This window comes from Maribacter stanieri (genome assembly GCF_900112245.1).
Lineage (GTDB): Bacteria > Bacteroidota > Bacteroidia > Flavobacteriales > Flavobacteriaceae > Maribacter > Maribacter stanieri.
Map to the genome: position 1 here is coordinate 959,876 of NZ_FOYX01000001.1, position 18,644 is coordinate 978,519.

19 protein-coding genes are annotated in these 18,644 nt (G+C 35.0%); 9 read left to right on the plus strand and 10 right to left on the minus strand.

Annotated features, from left to right (window positions below; genetic code table 11):
* Positions 1-15: 15 nt before the first annotated feature.
* The 3 genes from BM296_RS04195 to recA all read right to left on the minus strand — a co-directional run bounded on the left by BM296_RS04195 (position 16) and on the right by recA (position 2,111).
* Positions 16-582 carry an RNA polymerase sigma factor gene (locus BM296_RS04195; RefSeq protein ID WP_091901667.1) on the minus strand — a complete coding sequence of 189 codons (567 nt, stop codon included), beginning with the start codon at positions 580-582 and terminating at the stop codon, positions 16-18.
* Positions 583-597: 15 nt separating this feature from the next.
* The gene (locus BM296_RS04200) at positions 598-1,023 is read right to left on the minus strand and encodes a hypothetical protein (RefSeq protein WP_245786962.1); all 426 of its coding nucleotides are present in this window, start codon (positions 1,021-1,023) and stop codon (positions 598-600) included.
* Between the two features lie 80 nt (positions 1,024-1,103).
* Positions 1,104-2,111, minus strand: coding sequence for a recombinase RecA (gene recA, locus BM296_RS04205; protein ID WP_027065412.1), 1,008 nt, complete (start codon positions 2,109-2,111; stop codon positions 1,104-1,106).
* A gap of 373 nt (positions 2,112-2,484) precedes the next feature.
* Here recA and trhO point away from each other — a divergent pair, with 373 nt between their 5' ends.
* The 9 genes from trhO to BM296_RS04250 all read left to right on the plus strand — a co-directional run bounded on the left by trhO (position 2,485) and on the right by BM296_RS04250 (position 11,960).
* Positions 2,485-3,516, plus strand: a complete 1,032-nt coding sequence (gene trhO, locus BM296_RS04210; RefSeq protein WP_091901669.1) for an oxygen-dependent tRNA uridine(34) hydroxylase TrhO — start codon at positions 2,485-2,487, stop codon at positions 3,514-3,516.
* Positions 3,517-3,760: 244 nt separating this feature from the next.
* Positions 3,761-4,948: a PSP1 domain-containing protein gene (locus tag BM296_RS04215; protein WP_027065410.1), complete on the plus strand. Its 1,188-nt coding sequence runs from the start codon at positions 3,761-3,763 to the stop codon at positions 4,946-4,948.
* Complete coding sequence (locus BM296_RS04220) at positions 4,941-5,426, plus strand: gliding motility lipoprotein GldH (protein ID WP_027065409.1); 486 nt, start codon at positions 4,941-4,943, stop codon at positions 5,424-5,426. Before BM296_RS04215 ends, BM296_RS04220 begins: the two co-directional genes overlap by 8 nt.
* Positions 5,427-5,428: 2 nt before the next feature.
* Entirely contained in the window at positions 5,429-7,774 is a 2,346-nt protein-coding gene (locus BM296_RS04225) for a transglycosylase domain-containing protein (protein ID WP_091901671.1), read from the plus strand.
* A 106-nt stretch (positions 7,775-7,880) separates the two neighbouring features.
* The gene (locus BM296_RS04230; protein ID WP_027065407.1) at positions 7,881-8,579 is read left to right on the plus strand and encodes a CoA transferase subunit A; all 699 of its coding nucleotides are present in this window, start codon (positions 7,881-7,883) and stop codon (positions 8,577-8,579) included.
* 4 nt (positions 8,580-8,583) lie between these two features.
* Positions 8,584-9,237 carry a CoA transferase subunit B gene (locus tag BM296_RS04235; RefSeq protein WP_091901673.1) on the plus strand — a complete coding sequence of 218 codons (654 nt, stop codon included), beginning with the start codon at positions 8,584-8,586 and terminating at the stop codon, positions 9,235-9,237.
* Positions 9,238-9,758: 521 nt separating this feature from the next.
* Positions 9,759-10,124 carry a hypothetical protein gene (locus tag BM296_RS04240; protein ID WP_027065405.1) on the plus strand — a complete coding sequence of 122 codons (366 nt, stop codon included), beginning with the start codon at positions 9,759-9,761 and terminating at the stop codon, positions 10,122-10,124.
* Between the two features lie 146 nt (positions 10,125-10,270).
* Positions 10,271-10,795, plus strand: a complete 525-nt coding sequence (locus BM296_RS04245; RefSeq protein WP_091901675.1) for a GNAT family N-acetyltransferase — start codon at positions 10,271-10,273, stop codon at positions 10,793-10,795.
* A gap of 16 nt (positions 10,796-10,811) precedes the next feature.
* The gene (locus BM296_RS04250; RefSeq protein ID WP_091901677.1) at positions 10,812-11,960 is read left to right on the plus strand and encodes a serine hydrolase domain-containing protein; all 1,149 of its coding nucleotides are present in this window, start codon (positions 10,812-10,814) and stop codon (positions 11,958-11,960) included.
* A 10-nt stretch (positions 11,961-11,970) separates the two neighbouring features.
* Here BM296_RS04250 and BM296_RS04255 read toward each other — a convergent pair whose 3' ends face one another.
* From BM296_RS04255 to BM296_RS04285, 7 genes are all read right to left on the minus strand, one after another.
* A complete protein-coding gene (locus BM296_RS04255) occupies positions 11,971-13,128 on the minus strand; it encodes a methionine aminotransferase (RefSeq protein WP_091901679.1) in 1,158 nt (385 codons plus the stop codon).
* An 82-nt stretch (positions 13,129-13,210) separates the two neighbouring features.
* Positions 13,211-13,756 carry a type 1 glutamine amidotransferase domain-containing protein gene (locus BM296_RS04260; protein ID WP_091901681.1) on the minus strand — a complete coding sequence of 182 codons (546 nt, stop codon included), beginning with the start codon at positions 13,754-13,756 and terminating at the stop codon, positions 13,211-13,213.
* Positions 13,757-13,887: 131 nt separating this feature from the next.
* Positions 13,888-14,370: a very short patch repair endonuclease gene (locus tag BM296_RS04265; protein WP_091901683.1), complete on the minus strand. Its 483-nt coding sequence runs from the start codon at positions 14,368-14,370 to the stop codon at positions 13,888-13,890.
* Between the two features lie 64 nt (positions 14,371-14,434).
* Positions 14,435-15,181, minus strand: a complete 747-nt coding sequence (locus tag BM296_RS04270) for a succinate dehydrogenase/fumarate reductase iron-sulfur subunit (RefSeq protein WP_091901685.1) — start codon at positions 15,179-15,181, stop codon at positions 14,435-14,437.
* 65 nt (positions 15,182-15,246) lie between these two features.
* Positions 15,247-17,262, minus strand: a complete 2,016-nt coding sequence (locus tag BM296_RS04275) for a fumarate reductase/succinate dehydrogenase flavoprotein subunit (RefSeq protein ID WP_091901689.1) — start codon at positions 17,260-17,262, stop codon at positions 15,247-15,249.
* 12 nt (positions 17,263-17,274) lie between these two features.
* Positions 17,275-17,955, minus strand: a complete 681-nt coding sequence (locus tag BM296_RS04280) for a succinate dehydrogenase cytochrome b subunit (RefSeq protein WP_027065397.1) — start codon at positions 17,953-17,955, stop codon at positions 17,275-17,277.
* 166 nt (positions 17,956-18,121) lie between these two features.
* On the minus strand, positions 18,122-18,556 hold the full coding sequence (locus tag BM296_RS04285) for a hypothetical protein (RefSeq protein WP_091901692.1): 435 nt from the start codon (positions 18,554-18,556) through the stop codon (positions 18,122-18,124).
* Positions 18,557-18,644 lie beyond the last annotated feature (88 nt).

Here is an 18,644-nt window from a genome sequence, read left to right on the forward strand (position 1 = left end):
CTATAATCTAAAAGATTATAAAAAGTGTGTTGTTATTATTATGAGGACGCTAATAATTGATTGCGTCAGCTTAGTCTCTATTTTTTCTTTTAACAATGCTCTTGCCCTGGCAAGATTAGATTTGGAGGTGCCTACTGAGGTTCCTAACAACTCGCTAATCTCTTTATGGGTGTATCCATCCAAAACATATAAGTTGAATGTAGCACGATACTTATTTGGTAATTCTTGTATAAAACCTAAAAGGGTTTGTAAACTTATATCGCTAAAGGCATCATCTACGGTAACTTCTTCTTCTGTGTTCTCAGAAACCACATTTAAGTACTCTTCTTTTCTGTATTTCTGTAAAGCAGTATTAACGGTAATTCTTTTCATCCAACCTTCAAAAGAACCTGTGTTTTTAAACTGACCTACTTTATCATAGATAGTCATGAAACTATCATGTAGGGTGTCTTCTGCCTGCGATTTAGATTTGGAGTATTTTAAACATATACCAAAGAGGGTAGTTGCATAGGCTCTATATAATAGTTCCTGCGCTTTACGGTCTCCTTTTTTACAATTATGTATGAGTTCTTCTAGACTCACAAATGGTTGGTTGTTTTAAGATTTATTTACAGGAACGACAATTTCCATATACTGGGCTTCTCCTTCAGTATTGTCTCCAATATAAAATTTAAATGTGTAGGGATCGGTATAGATTACTTGAAAGTTGAAAGATGCCGTTTCTTGAACAGACTCTTCCATGCAATTATCAATATCCGTTCTGGTTGCGCCTACAGCAACAATACTTCTTACGGTCAAGGAATCTTTAACAACATCAAAACCTTCGTAATACGTACAAGTATCAGGTTTTAGGTAATTTACAGAAATCTTATAGGTTTTATTTAAATCAAAAGATTCTGGTACTTCTGCATCGACAATTTCTAAAGCAGTAAAATAGAAATTGGCGTCATCATCATCAATAGAACAACCATTGCATATAAATACTACGATCATGGTCAATAGTATTAACTTATTTCTCATCATATAATAGTTTTATTTATAAGATGAAAATGAAGTGCAATGGTTGCGTTAATTCATTTATGTTAACTTAAATAAAGCTGAACTTAAGCATTTAAGGCAGCAATGGCCTCTCTAATTTTGCCATCTAATTCCTCAAAAAGTTCAGGGTTATCTAAAAGTAGGTTTTTAACGGCATCACGACCTTGACCTAATTTTGTATCGCCGTAGCTAAACCATGACCCACTCTTTTTTACAATTTCGTATTCAACACCTAAGTCGATAACTTCACCAACTTTAGAAATACCTTCACCATACATAATATCGAATTCAGTTGTACGGAAAGGTGGTGCCACTTTGTTCTTTACAACTTTAACTCTGGTCTTGTTACCTTGAACATTACCGTCTGTATCTTTTATTTGTGTAGATCTTCTAATATCTAAACGAACAGATGCGTAAAACTTAAGGGCATTACCACCAGTAGTAGTTTCTGGGTTACCGAACATTACACCAATTTTTTCACGTAATTGGTTAATAAAAATAACGGTACAATTGGTTTTACTGATAGACCCTGTTAGTTTTCTTAATGCTTGTGACATTAAACGTGCATGAAGACCCATTTTAGAATCTCCCATTTCTCCTTCAATTTCACTTTTAGGAGTCAATGCTGCAACTGAATCTATTACTACAATATCTATAGCTCCTGAGCGAATTAGGTTATCAGCTATCTCTAAACCTTGCTCACCATTATCTGGTTGAGAAATAATTAAGTTGTCTATGTCTACACCTAATTTTTGAGCATAAAAACGATCAAAAGCATGCTCTGCATCTATAAATGCAGCAATACCGCCATTTTTCTGTGCTTCTGCAATTGCATGTAGGGTCAATGTTGTTTTACCTGAAGATTCTGGTCCGTATATTTCAATTACCCTACCTCTTGGGTAGCCACCTACGCCTAATGCAATATCCAAACCTAATGAGCCAGAAGGTATCACTTCAACATCTGCAACAACACTATCACCCATTTTCATTACGGCGCCCTTACCGTAGGTCTTATCCATCTTGTCAAGGGTCAACTTTAATGCTTTTAATTTTGCTTCTTTTTCAGAACTCATTTTCTATTTTTTTTGGAAAGCTAAATTACCAAATCTTTTTTGATTTGAATAATATTGAACCGATTACGCAACCATTTTAGTCAATAACTATCTTTTAGAAAATAGAAGTTACTTCATTGGTTATAAATAGCTGTTTTAGTGAATGCGATTATAGGTGGCTATATCCTTTTTATATTCTTTTAAGAATGCTATGAAAAAGAAAAAATGGAATAGTCGATAAAGAGTCTTGTTACAAACAAGGCTCTTTTTTTATGCTTTAAAGTGGTTAACCTTAATAAAATAGGTGCTTTTTTCAATATTATAGTTATTTTTGCCATTCGAATTTTTTCTATAAACCTTCTGTCCATTGGCAGACTTAAATTATTAGTATAGCATGCAACTGTACAATACGTTAAGTGCAATAGAAAGAGCAGCTTTAATCGAAGAAGCGGGTAAGGAACGCCTTACTATCTCTTTCTATACTTATGCACACATTGGTAATACCAACATTTTTAGAAATCACCTTTTTATTAACTGGAACGAGATGGATGTTCTTGGGCGAATTTATGTTGCTCATGAGGGTATTAATGCCCAACTTTCTGTACCAGCTGAAAATTTCAATGTTTTTAAAGAACATTTAGATAGTATTTCTTTTTTAGAGAATGTGCGTCTAAATATTGCCATTGAGCAAGACAATCTTTCCTTTTTAAAACTGAAAGTGAAAGTGCGTAATAAGATTGTAGCCGACGGATTAGAAGATAATTCTTTTGATGTCACCAATAAAGGTATTCATGTGGGTGCAGAACAATTTAATGAACTCATTGAAGATCCAGATACGGTTCTCGTAGATATGCGTAATCATTACGAGAGTGAAATTGGTCATTTCAAAAATGCAATAACACCAGATGTAGATACGTTTAGAGATTCATTGGATATTATTGAGCGAGATTTAGCCGATCATAAAAAGGATAAAAAATTGGTCATGTATTGTACTGGTGGAATTCGTTGTGAAAAAGCTAGTGCCTATTATAAGCATAAAGGCTTTGAGCAAGTGTACCAGTTAGAAGGCGGAATCATTGAGTATACACGACAGGTCGAAAATAACAATCTTGAAAATAAATTCAAGGGAAAGAATTTTGTTTTTGATCATCGTAGAGGTGAGCGAATTAGCGACGATGTTATTGCTAACTGTCATCAATGTGGCGAACCTTGCGACGAGCATGTAAATTGTGCTAACGAAGCTTGCCATTTACTGTTCATTCAATGTAAATCTTGTGCTGAAAAAATGAACAACTGTTGTTCGGATAAATGTAAAGAGGTTCATGAACTACCTTTTGAGGAGCAAAAAGCCTTAAGAAAAGGTAAAGTTGTTAGTAATAAGATATTTAAAAAGGGTCGTTCAGAGGTGTTGAAGTTTAAAAAATAGAGGCTAGAATTTGAAGTTGAATAGGGAGATAATACCTGGTTTTAATTTTTAAAAATAACAGATTTAAGGTTGTTGAATCTTGTTTTTTCAACTATCCCAAATTAAGGGTAAAGTCACTATTTAAAATAGTTGCCGTTAACTTAGCTTTTATTTCACATTAAAAAAACTGTATCTTTACCTATAAGTTTTTTATGAACCTTTTTTGGTGAATTTTAAAAGATTCGACCAAGTCAATATATATAATATGGGTTGTAGTAGTTGTTCTACCGGTAAGGATGGACAACCAAAGGGATGCAAGAACAACGGTACTTGCGGTACAGATGGTTGCAATAAATTGACAGTCTTTGACTGGCTTTCAAATATGTCGCTCCCTAATGGGGAACGACCATTCGATTTTGTTGAAGTACGATTTAAAAATAGTAGAAAAGAATTTTTTCAAAACACAGAGAATCTTTCACTTTCCATTGGCGATATAGTTGCCACACAAGCACAATCAGGTCATGATATTGGTATGGTTACCTTAACAGGTGAACTTGTACGTGTGCAAATGAAGCGAAAGAAAGAATCTTTCACTGTTGAAGATGCTCCAAAAGTCTACAGAAAAGCTAGTCAGAAAGACATAGATATTTGGCAGAAATGTCGTGATCGAGAAGAAGAAATAAAGAAAAGAGCGCGTGAAATTGCTATTATCTTAAAGCTTCAAATGAAGATTTCTGATGTTGAATTTCAAGGAGATGGCTCTAAAGCTACGTTTTATTATACGGCAGATGAACGTGTAGATTTTCGTCAGCTTATAAAAGACATGGCAAAAGCATTCGGTATTCGTATAGAAATGCGTCAAATTGGGTATCGACAAGAAGCTCAAAGACTTGGTGGTATAGGGTCTTGTGGTAGAGAATTATGTTGTTCTACATGGCTAACAGATTTTAGGTCTGTAAGTACGTCTGCAGCTCGTTATCAGCAGTTATCATTGAATCCGCAAAAACTTGCTGGTCAATGCGGAAAATTAAAATGTTGTCTTAATTATGAGCTAGATGTTTATTTAGATGCTCTAAAAGATTTCCCTTCTCAAGATACTAAGTTATTTACCGATAAAGGACTCGCTTTTTGTCAAAAGACCGATATTTTTAAAGAGATGCTTTGGTTTTCATATAAAGAGGATCCGGGTAATTGGCACGTTCTTTCTAAAGATCAAGTAAATGAGATCTTAGAGAAAAACAAGAAGAAAGAAAAGGTAGCTAGTTTAGAAATGTACGCAATGGAAATTGTCGTAGAAGAAAAAGTAGTTTTTGAAAATGTTGTTGGTCAAGATAGCTTAACACGTTTTGATAAACCTAAGGGTAGCGTCAATAGGAACAAAAATAAGAATCGGAATAGAAACCGAAATAAGAACAAGAACAAAAACCGTAACAAAAATCAGAAAAATGCGTAGCTTATCTTGTTGCTTTTTAGCCTTAGTGCTTTTTGCATCTTGTGATAGTAATATTATAAAATCTGAATATCAAAGCTTAGAAGATGGTGTTTGGAATAAAGATAATGTACTAGAATTTTCCCTTTCCGAAATGGATACCGTTTCTGGGCATGATATATTTATTAATGTTAGAAACGACAATACCTTTCCCTATAGTAACTTATTTATTATAGCTTCTATAACTACGCCAGAAGGTGAAGTGACTAAAGATACTTTAGAGTATGCTATGTCACTACCAGACGGTACTTGGTTAGGAAAAGGTAGTGGAAGTATCAAAGAAAATAAATTGTGGTATAAAGAAAACATCGTTTTTTCATCTTCTGGCGTATATACTATTGAGGTATCACAGGCGATGCGTAAAAATGGTAATGTTTCTGGTGTAATTGGACTGGAAGGTATTACCGATGTAGGTATAGAAGTAACAAAAAGCACCCCTTAAAAATGGCAAAAGCGGTAAAGAAAAAAACAACCAATAATTTCTCCAAATTCATTATGTGGTTTTGGATTTTATTTGCGTCAGGTATTGCCTTAGTCGGATTAATATTCTTGTCTGCCTCTTGGGGTTTGTTCGGTGAACTTCCTCCTTATGAGTATTTAGAAAATCCGCAGACGAACTTAGCCTCTCAAATTATATCTTCTGATGGTAATTTGCTTGGTAAATTTTATTTAGACGATAACCGTACAGATGTAAAGTTTGATGATTTACCAGAGAATTTGGTAAATGCATTGATTGCAACTGAAGATGCACGTTTTAAAGATCATTCTGGTATTGATGCAAGAGGTACATTTAGGGCATTTGCATATTTAGGGAGCAAAGGTGGCGCAAGTACAATATCTCAGCAATTGGCACGTCAACTATTTGTTGGGGTTCGTTCTAGAAGTAAGTTCGATGCTATAAAACAGAAAATAAAAGAATGGGTTTTAGCAATTAGATTAGAACGTAGTTATACCAAAGAAGAGATTATAAGTATGTATTTTAATATATACGATTTTGGTAATAATGCGGATGGTATTCGTTCGGCAGCTCGTATTTATTTTGGTAAAGAACCAAAAGATCTGAAGACAGAAGAGTCGGCAATGTTAGTGGGTATGTTTAAAAACTCATCACTTTTCAATCCACTTCGAAGAGAAGAAATGGTAAAGAATCGTAGAGATGTTGTTTTGGCTCAAATGGCAAAATATGACTTCATTACAGAAGTAGAAAAAGATTCGCTACAGGCTATGAAAATGGATATTAATTACAATCCAGAAACGCATAGTGTTGGTTTGGCTACTTATTTTAGAATGTATCTACAGCGTTTTATGAAAGACTGGATAAACAAGAATCCGAAACCAGCTATTGGAGACGAATCTGACAGATACAATCTTTACTTAGACGGACTCAAAATTTACACGACCATTGATTCTAAAATGCAGGCTAATGCAGAAGAAGCTGTCAATGAACATATGACAAAATTACAAGCTGAGTTTTTTCATCAGAATACCCCTGATAGAAATAAGACAGCACCTTTCTTAGATATTACACCTGAAGAAACTAAAGGTATAATGGAACGTGCCATGAAATCTTCGCCTAGATGGAAAATCATGGAAAGTGCTGGTAAATCTGAAAAGGAAATTCGTGAGTCTTTTGATAAGAAGACCGAAATGACGGTTTTTGATTGGAAAAGTCCTACTAAAGAAAAAGATACTATTCTTACACCTAGAGATTCTATTCGTTATTACAAAGCTTTTTTAAGAACGGCAATGATGTCAATGGAACCACAAACAGGTCATGTTAAAGCGTGGGTCGGTGGTATTAATTACAAGCATTTTCAATATGATAATGTAATTCAAGGAGCAAGACAGGCGGGTTCTACGTTTAAACCATTTGTATACGCGGCAGCAATTGATCAATTGCGACTGTCGCCTTGTGAGACTCGCCCAGATACGCAATATTGTATAGAGGCTGGTAAGCATGGTAACGTTGAGCCTTGGTGCCCAAGAAACTCCGATATGAAGTATTCAGGAACTAGTTATACCTTAAAAAGAGCTTTAGCAAATTCTGTGAATACAGTTACTGCTCAATTAATAGATGAGGTTGGTCCAAAATCTGTGGTAAGCATGGTTCGTAACTTAGGGTTATCTGGAGATATTTTAGAAGTGCCTTCTATTGCGTTAGGAGCTTTGGATGTAAATGTCTATGAAATGGTAGGTGCATATGGTGCTTTTGCCAATCAAGGGGTTTATGTAAAACCAGTTATGGTTACACGTATTGAAAATAAAGACGGAACGGTATTGTATGAATATGTGCCGGAAACTAAAGATGTATTGAGTAAAGATGTTTCGTACGCTATTTTAGATTTAATGAAAGGCGTAACTCAAGGTGGTTCTGGTACACGCTTACGAACGACAAATGCTAATAAATGGAGACCTGAATATGATGAAATTATTACAGGTTACCCTTATGAATTAACTAACCCTATTGCTGGTAAAACAGGTACAACCCAAAATAATAGTGATGGTTGGTTTATGGGTATGGTTCCAAATTTAGTTACCGGTGTTTGGGTAGGTGGAGAGGAAAGAGCCGTTCACTTTAAAAGCATTACTTACGGTCAAGGAGCATCAATGGCTTTACCTATTTGGGGTCTTTATATGACAAAAAATTATGCTGATGAAGAATTAGGTATTTCTAAAGAAGATTTTGAGAAGCCAAGTAATATGTCTATCGAGATTGATTGCGATAAGTTTGCTGAAGGTATTAAGAAAGACAATGATATTGAAGACGACTTAGAAGATTTAGATTTTTAATAGAACACCAAAGCATATTTAAAAAGGTCTTAGCATTCGCTAAGACCTTTTTTTATTTTATCCCATTTATAATCGGTATTTTAGTAACAAGATAATTAAGAATAAAATGATACGTAAAACAGTAACGAATGTAACCGATGCATTAGCTGGAGTACAAGATGGAATGACCTTTATGTTAGGTGGTTTCGGTCTTTGTGGTATTCCTGAAAATGCTATTAGCGAGTTAGTAAGATTAGGTGTAAAGGATATTACTTGCATTTCTAATAATGCTGGAGTAGATGATTTTGGCTTGGGATTATTGTTGCATCAACATCAAATAAAAAAAATGGTGTCATCATATGTAGGGGAGAATGATGAGTTTGAACGCCAAATGCTTAGTGGGGAATTGGAAGTAGAATTAACTCCACAAGGTACTTTAGCAGAGAAATGTAGAGCGGCACAAGCCGGTTTTCCTGCATTTTTTACTCCTGCAGGTTACGGTACCGAAGTTGCCGAAGGAAAAGAGGTTCGTGAGTTTGATGGAAAAATGTACATTTTAGAAGAGGCTTTTAAGGCAGATTTTGCATTTGTAAAGGCGTGGAAGGGCGATGCTGCCGGTAATTTGATTTTCAAGGGTACTGCAAGAAACTTTAATCCTTGTATGTGTGGTGCAGCGACTATTACTGTGGCTGAGGTTGAAGAGTTAGTTCCTGAAGGGGAATTAGATCCTAACCAAATACATATTCCCGGAATTTTTGTGCAACGCATTTTTCAAGGAAAAGATTACGAAAAAAGAATAGAACAAAGAACTGTACGTCAAAAATAAGCTCATGTTAGATAAAAACGGAATTGCAAAAAGAATTGCACAAGAAGTGGAAGACGGCTATTATGTAAACCTTGGTATAGGTATACCAACTTTGGTTGCAAATTATGTTCGGGATGATATAAGTGTAGAATTTCAAAGTGAAAATGGAATCTTGGGTATGGGTCCTTTTCCTATAGAAGGAGAGGAAGATGCAGATTTGATTAATGCAGGAAAACAAACCATTACTGCTTTACCTGGTGCATCTTATTTTGATTCTGCTACTAGTTTTGCCATGATCAGAGGAAAGCACGTAGACCTTACTATTTTGGGTGCTATGGAAGTTTCAGAGAATGGTGACATAGCCAATTGGAAGATTCCCGGTAAAATGGTAAAAGGTATGGGTGGTGCAATGGATTTGGTTGCGTCTGCAGAGAATATTATTGTAGCTATGATGCATACAAATAGAGCAGGTGAGTCTAAACTTTTAAAAAGATGTAGTTTGCCTTTAACAGGTGTTGGTTGCGTTAAAAAGATCGTTACAAATTTAGCGGTGTTAGAAGTAACGGAAGATGGATTCTTATTATTAGAAAGAGCTCCTGGTGTAACCGTAGAAGATATTAAAGCTGCTACAGAAGGTAATTTAATTGTTAAAGAGGATATTTTAGAGATGAATGTTTAGGTAAATCATCGGTAAATTGTGCTTTTCAATTTTTTCACAACATGTTATAATCACTACACAACAATTATTGTAAAAAACGAGGATAACCAATGTATATTTAAAACTCAATTATACCCCATAACCTATTAATTACTTAACCATCATGAATTCTCAAATTAACCACACCGCTAACGAAAACAAAATTCAAGTTTATAGAAATGACTTTTTTAGTGGATTCTTAAGACTAACTAAAAAGTTATTTATGTTATAAATTACTTTTTACAATTTTAAAAGAGCGACTTATTTAAGTCGCTCTTTTTTTTTGCTCATTTTTCACCTTAGTAGCTATAATTCTAAACGGTATTCATTCTATTATTCTGTGTGAAAAGAATTTATCTTTTCTGTTGATGAACTAACTTTATAAGGTTCACCACAGTTTTAATACATTTTACCACAAATATTATTTTGTAAGAAAAAGACTACATATATTTGAAATGTAATAAAGAGTGAATCCCAAATCGCTTTTTGAAACTTAACCTAAAATGAAGTATTTATTAAGTTGTCTTGTCTTGTTGGTAGTAGCTACCTCATGTTCAAAAATCGAAGAAAATAATGATCCTATTATTGGTATTTGGCAACATACGGTAAAAACCGCTACCAATACAAATAAGATGGTAGTTGATAATGAAGAATGGATATTTAACGATGTCTATTTAGGAAGGTTTCATGGTTATAAGAACGGTCAAGTTGTATACCTAACAGATTTCAACTGGAGTGTAAATGGTTCTATTTATACTGTAAGTTACCCTGGTACAGATTTTCCAGATGATTTTGTAGAAATGCAGAAAACCGATGAAGGAGTACTGCTGATTAGAACAGAAGGTAAAATATTCGCAGAAAAACAGTAATAAGTTCGCAATTGAAAAATGCCCATGAACACTTGTATTGTACATAATTGACAATACACAGTATAATAAATTACCAAATCAACCTTTTTATAACATTTCCCCCGAATAGGAGCAAAGTAATTTGCTCCTTTTTTTATTTTAGTGGTATGGAACTTACATATACCCTATGTTCATTAGAGGATCTGCAGCTACTAAGACAAATTTCTGAAGAAACTTTCTCTATTGCCTTTGCAAAAGATAACAATCCTATTGATTTTAAAAATTATATTGAAAAAGCTTTTGCATTAGTAAGAATTAAGGAAGAATTGTTAAACCCTAATAGTGATTTCTTTTTCGCATATCATGATAATGAACTAGTAGCGTATTTTAAGGTTAATGTAGAAGAAGCTCAATCAGATGTTAAAAGAGATGATAGTTTAGAGCTTGAGCGTATTTATGTATTATCACAATTTCAAGGATTAGGTATAGGGGAGAAACTTCTCGATCACATAAAAAAATTGGCTTCTGAAAAAAACAAGAAAATGCTTTGGCTAGGAGTGTGGCAAGAGAATAAAAAAGCTGTAAAGTTCTATGAACGTCATGGATTTGAAAAATTTGATACCCATCCCTATTTTATAGGTTCAGATGAACAAACAGATTGGCTAATGCGTTTCAATTTAAGTACCTTGTAATATCAAACTAACTCATATGAAATTTAATTACCTCGTTTTCTTCGCGCTTTGCGGTTTCTTAAATCTAAGTGCCCAAGAATATTATTTTCCTAAAGCAAATGCAGATTGGGAACAAAAATCTCCTAAAACCTTTAAAATTAAAGATGCTCCGTTACAAGAGGCGGTTGCCTTTGCTGAGGCGAACGAATATTCAGGTTCTAGAGACTTGCGTATTGCAATAGTAAAAGGTTTTGAGCGCGAACCATTTCATCAAATACTAGGTCGTACTAAAAAGCGTGGTGGACCTGCTGGTATGATTATTAAAAATGGCTATATAGTTGCACAATGGGGAGATACCAAAAGAGTAGATATGACCTTTAGTGTAACCAAAAGTTTTTTAAGTACTATGGCCGGGCTTGCCGAAGATGAGGGAAAAATAGCTGACACAAAAGATTTAGTTATCGATTATATCTGGGACGGCACTTTTGATGGTGCACATAATTCTAAGATAACTTGGGAACATTTATTACAACAAAACTCAGCTTGGTCAGGTGAACTTTGGGGAGGAAAAGACTGGGCAGATAGACCGCCAAGTGATGGTGATATTGATGATTGGAAATTAGCACAGCCAAAAGAACCTGGTACGGTAATGGAATATAATGATGTTCGTGTAAACGTATTGGCATACTCACTTACGCATGTTTGGCGCAAACCAATGCCTTTGGTTTTGAAAGAGAAAGTTATGGATAAAATTGGTGCCTCTACAACATGGCGCTGGTTTGGATATGATAATGCTTGGACGGAAATTGACGGACTTCAGATGAAATCGGTTACTGGTGGTGGTCATTCTGGTGCCGGTATGTTTATTAGTGCAGAAGATATGGCGCGCTTTGGGCTGTTGTTTTTAAATAATGGAAAGTGGAAGAATGAACAATTGATTTCAGAAAAATGGATTAAGAAAGCAACTACGCCCTCAACACCCAATGCTAACTACGGATATATGTGGTGGTTGAACCAAAAAGGAGATAGGCATTGGGAGGGATTATCTGAAAATATATATTACGCTGCCGGTTTTGGCGGTAATTTTATTGTGATAGATAAAGAGCACGATTTGGTAGTGGTAACCCGTTGGCTAGAACCTAGTAAAGTAGGAGAATTTATGACAAAAGTAAATGCCGCTTTTTAAATTTCAATAATCATAATTTACAGAGAATTTGAACTGCTTGTTCTAATGTTTCTTGCTTTTTTGCAAAGCAGAATCTTAGCATATGGTCATTTCTATTATTGACATTAAAAGAGGAGATCGGTATAGATGCTATGCCGTTTTCGGTGATTAATCGTTTGCCAATAATTTCATCCTGTTCCATTGAAATTGTAGAATAATCCAATAACTGGAAATAGGTGCCTTTTGATGGTCTAAATTTAAATTTAGACGATTTTATTCCTTCTAGAAAGAAATCACGCTTTTGCTTGTAAAAATTGTTCAAATCTAAATAATGCGATGGATTTTTCAAGTACTCAGCTAATGCTCGTTGCACAGGGTGGTCTACACAGAACACCGCAAATTGATGCACCTTTCTAAACTCTTTCATTAATTCTGCCGGTGCTACGCAATAGCCAACTTTCCATCCTGTTACATGAAATGTTTTTCCGAAAGAGGCACAGATGAAACTTCTCTGTGCTAAATCATTAAACCGAGATGCGCTTTCGTGAGTTTGTTTATCAAAAATTATATGCTCGTAAACTTCGTCGCTTAATAAAAGGATGTTGGTTGGTTTTAAAATAGCTTCTAACTGCTCCATATCCCATTTAGATAAAATGGTGCCACTAGGATTGTGAGGTGTGTTTAAAATGACCATTTTGGTCTTATCCGTAATTTTTTGTTGAAACACAGACCAATCAATTTTGTAATCTGGAGCATCTAATTGAACATAAACCGGAATGCCACCATTTAAGATTATTGCCGGCTCATAACAATCGTAAGCGGGTTTTATGACAATTACTTCGTCTCCCTTATTAATAAACGCTGTAATAGCCGTAAAAATAGCTTCAGTTGCACCTACTGTAACAGTTACTTCATTCTCGGGGTCATATGTGCGATTATGAAGTATTTCTATTTTTTCTGAAATAGCTTCCCTAAGACCAAAATATCCTGGCATTGGTGCATATTGATTATGACCATTATTCAAAGCATCTGTAACCAATGATTTTAATTTATCATCGGCTTCAAAATTCGGAAACCCCTGTGAAAGATCAATAGCATTATGCGCTCTAGCAAGATTACCTACTGTTGTGAAAATCGTTGTTTTAACATCGGGTAGTTTTGATGCCTTTATAAGTAGTCTATAATCCATAGCAGTAAATGTATGAATTTTGAGAATGCTCATAAAAAAAGCCCAACCGATTGGTTGGGCTTTTCAATTCTATTAAAATGAATTATGCGTGTTGCATTTCATGTTTTCCTTCTTTTATTTCCTCAATTAATTTGGAATTAAAAGCAGGTAAATCATCAGGATTTCTACTTGTTACAAATCCTTCATCTACAACAACCTCTTGGTCTACCCAATTGGCTCCTGCATTCACCAAATCATCTTTAATAGAATTAAATGATGTCATTTTTCTTCCTTCTACTACTCCTGCACTAATTAATGTCCATGGTGCATGGCAAATAGCCGCTACAGGTTTCTTTAATTTAAAGAAATCGCGTACAAAATTCAATACAGTTTCTTCTCTCCTTAGTAAATCAGGATTAATTACTCCGCCTGGTAAAACAAGTGCATTATAGTCTTCTGCCTTTACTTCACTTAATGTTTTATCCACTTTATAGCTGTTAGACCAATTTCCATCTGTCCAACCTTTTATCTCTCCTTTTTCTAAACTTACTATTTCTACATTAAAGCCTTCTTTTTCCATGGCTTCTTTTGGAGATTTTAATTCACTTTCTTCAAATCCATTTGTAGCTAAAATTGCTATCCTCTTCATATTATATAGTTTTAAACGATTATTAATTTGTTTGATACTAAGTTACAAATCAGTTAGGGCGAAAGTCGTTAAGGCTATATTAAATAAGGGTTGGCAACGGTTAAACATTTATTAAATGAACTTTATAAATCTCATTTTGTGCTCATTTGCACGCTGTTTAAGTGTACAATCGTTTTAGTAATACATTCTTCAAGATTTTTCTTCACTTCGGTTTCCCAAAATCTAAACACGGTGTATCCGAGCTTATTCAATTCTAAATTCACTTCTTTATCGCGTTGTATGTTGCGTTCAATTTTTGCAATCCAAAACTCTCTATTGGTTTTAACTTTGGGTTTTCGTTCTTCCCAATTTTTACCATGCCAATATTCCCCATCAATAAATATGACAGTTTTGTATTTAGGTAGGGCAATGTCTGGTTTGCCTATTAATTTTTTATAATCTATACGGTAACGATATCCTTCTGCATATAGCGCTTTTCTAAAAGCAAGTTCTGGTTTGGTGTTCTTGCCCTTTATCTTACTCATTATTTTTGAGCGTTGTGGAGTGGTATAGAAACCAGATTCCTCATTGAATCTAGGAACAATAATTCGTTCTTTTGAATAGTCTTCTGGCATATTATAAAAATAAAAAATCCCGAACCTTTACGGTCGGGATTTTAAAAACTTTATGATAGTAAGCTTAACCTTTAACGTTAGCGCTTAAAAATTCTCGGTTCATTCTTGCTATGTTTTCTAAAGAAATTCCTTTCGGACATTCCACTTCGCAAGCACCAGTATTGGTACAGTTTCCAAAACCTTCCAAATCCATTTGTGCAACCATGTTTTGAACACGATCAACAGCCTCTATACGACCTTGTGGTAATAAAGCATATTGAGATACTTTTGCACCTACAAATAACATAGCGGATGCATTTTTACAACTTGCAACACAAGCTCCACAACCAATACAAGTTGCAGCATCCATAGCCTCATCAGCAGCATACTTAGAAATAGGAATAGAATTGGCATCTTGAGTATTACCGGAAGTGTTTACAGATATATACCCACCAGCATGTTGAATACGGTCAAAAGAACTTCTATCAACAACTAAATCTTTTATTACAGGAAATGCCTTAGCTCTAAATGGTTCAATAGTAATTGTGTCACCATCTTTGAACATACGCATGTGCAATTGACATGTTGTTACACCTCTATCCGGTCCGTGTGCCTCACCATTTATGAACATTGAACACATACCGCAGATACCTTCTCTACAATCGTGGTCAAAAGCTACTGGTTCTTCACCCTTGTTAATTAGTTGTTCGTTAAGAACATCCATCATTTCTAAGAACGACATATGTTCAGAAATCTCTGTCACTTTATAATCGACCATTTTACCCTTAGCTTGGGCATTTGATTGTCTCCAAATTTTTAATGTCAGATTCATATTTTAAGTATTGAGTAGTGAGTATTATGTAATGAAGTAAATCATTTGTAATAGCTCAATACTATTTATTTATAACTTCTTTGTTTTAATTCGATTTCGTTGAACTCTAATTGTTCTTTGTGTAAAACGGCATCTCCAGGTTCTCCTTTATATTCCCATGCAGAAACGAATGCGAAATCAACATCATTACGTTTAGCTTCACCTTCTTGCTCGCCACCTAATTCTACAGATTCTTCTCTAAAGTGACCTCCACAAGATTCTTCTCTTGCCAAAGCATCTTTAGCGAATAATTCTCCTAATTCTAAGAAATCTGCTACACGACCAGCTTTCTCTAACTCGGCATTAAGTTCAGTTGCAGTACCAGGTACACTTACATTTTTGTAGAAATCTTCACGTAAAGCTTTGATTTCAGACATAGCTTCTTTTAAGCCTTTAGCGTTACGAGACATTCCACATTTCTCCCACATAATATTACCTAATTTTTTATGGTAATAATCTACGGAATGAGAACCTTTGTTATTCACAAAGAAATTAATTTTATCAGTTACTTCCTTTTCAGCAGCATCAAATTCTGGAGTATCGGTTGCTATCTTACCTGTACGAATTTCGTGAGATAGGTAATCGCCAATTGTGTATGGCAATACAAAGTAACCATCAGCCAAACCTTGCATTAAGGCAGAAGCTCCAAGTCTGTTTGCACCGTGATCAGAGAAGTTTGCTTCACCTATACAGTAAAGACCTTCTACAGTAGTCATTAAGTTATAATCTACCCAAACACCACCCATAGTATAATGTACCGCTGGGTAAATCATCATTGGAGTTTTGTATGGATCTTGATCAACGATTTTCTCATACATTTGAAACAGGTTACCGTACTTCGCTTTTACGATAGCGGCACCTAATTCATATATCTTATCTGCAGAAGCGTTGGTTATATTATGAATTTTAGCTTGTTCAATTCCGTAACGTTCTATTGCAGAAGCAAAATCCAAATAAACAGCCTCACCAGTTGCGTTAACACCATAACCAGCATCGCAACGTTCTTTTGCAGCTCTCGAAGCAACATCACGTGGAACCAAGTTACCAAATGCAGGGTATCTTCTTTCTAAGTAATAATCTCTTTCATCTTCAGACAAATCGGTTGGCTTTTTCTTGCCTTCGCGTATTGCCATCACATCTTCCATATTCTTAGGAACCCAAATACGACCATCGTTACGTAAAGATTCAGACATTAACGTTAGTTTAGACTGATAATCTCCAGAACGAGGAATACAAGTAGGGTGAATTTGTGTATAACAAGGGTTTGCAAAAAATGCTCCCTTTTTGTGTATTTTCCAAGCTGCAGTAGCATTAGACCCCATTGCATTGGTCGAAAGGAAATAAACGTTTCCGTATCCACCAGAAGCAATAACAACAGCATGTGCGGAGTGGCGTTCTATTTCACCGGTAACCAAGTTACGAGCTATAATACCACGAGCCTTGCCATTTACTTTTACAACATCTAACATTTCATGACGGTTGAACGGGGTAATTTTACCACGTGCAATTTGTCTGTTCATTGCTGAATAAGCTCCAAGCAATAATTGTTGTCCGGTTTGTCCTTTTGCATAGAAAGTACGAGAAACTAATACACCACCAAATGAACGGTTGTCTAATAGTCCGCCATAATCACGTGCAAATGGTACACCTTGAGCAACACATTGGTCAATGATGTTTGCAGATACTTCGGCTAATCTATATACGTTTGCTTCTCTTGAACGGTAATCACCACCTTTTACGGTATCATAAAATAACCGGTACGTAGAATCACCATCTCCTTGATAATTTTTTGCAGCGTTAATACCACCTTGTGCAGCAATAGAGTGTGCTCTTCTTGGAGAATCTTGGTAGCAAAATGTTTTTACATTATAGCCTAATTCTGCTAAAGTTGCAGCAGCAGAACCACCTGCTAATCCAGTACCAACAACTATAACATCTATATTACGTTTGTTGGCAGGGTTAACCAAATCAATATGGTTCTTATAATCGGTCCACTTCGTTTTCAACGGACCTTTAGGTACTTTTGAGTCTAATACAGACATAAGTAATAGGTGTTAATGATGATTAAAATGATGAAAAAGGGCGATTACTATGAATCCCAAAGGAATTGCAATAGCATACACTTTACCAAACAATTGTAATTTTTCTTTTCTCATACTAGATGCACCGGCAGACTGAAATGCAGAACTAAAACCGTGCATAAGGTGTAGTGATAAGAAAATAAAGGCGATTACATAAGCGCCAACGCGAAGTGGGTTTTCAAACTTATGGGCTAGTTCTTCAAAATATCTGAAGCCTTCACCATTAGGCAATAAACCCGTCATGTCGCCTTGAATATACTTCGTGTTAATTTCTGGAATCCAAAAATCAATAAAGTGAAGTACCAAGAAAGCCAAAATGGTTAAACCGCTGTAAATCATATTACGGCTCATCCAAGATGAATTTGCTGCACCATTGTTTTTAGCATATTTTTTTACCCTAGCACCTCTGTTTCTTGCTTCTAAAATGAAACCCATTACAAAGTGATAGATTACACCGAAAATTAAGACAGGTTGCAAGACATATTGTACGGCCCAAAAAGTACCCATAAAATGCGAAGCTTCATTGAACGCATCTGGACTGAAAACCGATAACATGTTAATTGCAAAATGCTGAAGTAGAAAAAACATTAAAAAGAAAGCAGAAAGCGCCATTGCGTACTTTCTACCAATCGAAGATTTAAAAAATCCGCTCATTAGTTGTTAATTTTATATGCGAATTTACATCACAAGCAAGTTATTAACAAGAATTAATGGGTTTTAGTATGTCTATTTAGATTGATTTTAAAATCAATTTTCAAGATGTTTAAGATTTATCTTGAATTAAGGCTTCGGAATTGTGAATCTTTCAACAAAACTCAGACTAAGAAGGAACCGAGTCTGCCGGATTTTTAGAAATTTTTAATGCCCAGTCAACAGCTTTGTCCAAATCTGTAAATTCTTTAATTCTTTTTGGAAAAATTAAACGCTTTAACATCAAGCTTACTATGTTACCACTTAAAGGACCTACTGAAGCAATATGCTGCATGTCAAAACGGTTTTTATGAAACTTGAACCAATCAAATGGAGCTACATTATATCTATTGATTCTATTGGCAATATATATTAATGGAATTGTATTATCGTAAATTTCTTGAGCTGCGTAGACAGCTTTTTTGGCATTATCCCATTTGAAACGAACTCCTTCATGCATTTCAGATATTACAATACCTCCTTTGAAAAAGTAGAACACACCAAATTCAAACTCCCTAATCTCCTTGATTTGATTAAATAATTCGAGTTCTCGAATTCGTTTCATGCCTGTATCTTAACGGGAGGCAAAAATACTGATTATTACCTTAATAGCTTATAAAAACATCGATAAACGGTATGCTTATTAGCTAGAA

What these genes read in the sequence shown, in the direction of transcription:
- trhO (WP_091901669.1), top strand. Translation starts at nt 2,485, where the DNA reads ATGCAACTGTACAATACGTTAAGTGCAATAGAAAGAGCAGCTTTAATC.
- BM296_RS04250 (WP_091901677.1), top strand. Translation starts at nt 10,812, where the DNA reads ATGAAATTTAATTACCTCGTTTTCTTCGCGCTTTGCGGTTTCTTAAAT.
- BM296_RS04235 (WP_091901673.1), top strand. Translation starts at nt 8,584, where the DNA reads ATGTTAGATAAAAACGGAATTGCAAAAAGAATTGCACAAGAAGTGGAA.
- BM296_RS04245 (WP_091901675.1), top strand. Translation starts at nt 10,271, where the DNA reads ATGGAACTTACATATACCCTATGTTCATTAGAGGATCTGCAGCTACTA.
- BM296_RS04230 (WP_027065407.1), top strand. Translation starts at nt 7,881, where the DNA reads ATGATACGTAAAACAGTAACGAATGTAACCGATGCATTAGCTGGAGTA.
- BM296_RS04270 (WP_091901685.1), bottom strand. Translation starts at nt 15,181, where the DNA reads ATGAATCTGACATTAAAAATTTGGAGACAATCAAATGCCCAAGCTAAG.
- BM296_RS04265 (WP_091901683.1), bottom strand. Translation starts at nt 14,370, where the DNA reads ATGCCAGAAGACTATTCAAAAGAACGAATTATTGTTCCTAGATTCAAT.
- BM296_RS04275 (WP_091901689.1), bottom strand. Translation starts at nt 17,262, where the DNA reads ATGTCTGTATTAGACTCAAAAGTACCTAAAGGTCCGTTGAAAACGAAG.
- BM296_RS04215 (WP_027065410.1), top strand. Translation starts at nt 3,761, where the DNA reads ATGGGTTGTAGTAGTTGTTCTACCGGTAAGGATGGACAACCAAAGGGA.
- BM296_RS04255 (WP_091901679.1), bottom strand. Translation starts at nt 13,128, where the DNA reads ATGGATTATAGACTACTTATAAAGGCATCAAAACTACCCGATGTTAAA.
- BM296_RS04280 (WP_027065397.1), bottom strand. Translation starts at nt 17,955, where the DNA reads ATGAGCGGATTTTTTAAATCTTCGATTGGTAGAAAGTACGCAATGGCG.
- BM296_RS04200 (WP_245786962.1), bottom strand. Translation starts at nt 1,023, where the DNA reads ATGATGAGAAATAAGTTAATACTATTGACCATGATCGTAGTATTTATA.
- recA (WP_027065412.1), bottom strand. Translation starts at nt 2,111, where the DNA reads ATGAGTTCTGAAAAAGAAGCAAAATTAAAAGCATTAAAGTTGACCCTT.
- BM296_RS04285 (WP_091901692.1), bottom strand. Translation starts at nt 18,556, where the DNA reads ATGAAACGAATTCGAGAACTCGAATTATTTAATCAAATCAAGGAGATT.
- BM296_RS04220 (WP_027065409.1), top strand. Translation starts at nt 4,941, where the DNA reads ATGCGTAGCTTATCTTGTTGCTTTTTAGCCTTAGTGCTTTTTGCATCT.
- BM296_RS04240 (WP_027065405.1), top strand. Translation starts at nt 9,759, where the DNA reads ATGAAGTATTTATTAAGTTGTCTTGTCTTGTTGGTAGTAGCTACCTCA.
- BM296_RS04260 (WP_091901681.1), bottom strand. Translation starts at nt 13,756, where the DNA reads ATGAAGAGGATAGCAATTTTAGCTACAAATGGATTTGAAGAAAGTGAA.
- BM296_RS04225 (WP_091901671.1), top strand. Translation starts at nt 5,429, where the DNA reads ATGGCAAAAGCGGTAAAGAAAAAAACAACCAATAATTTCTCCAAATTC.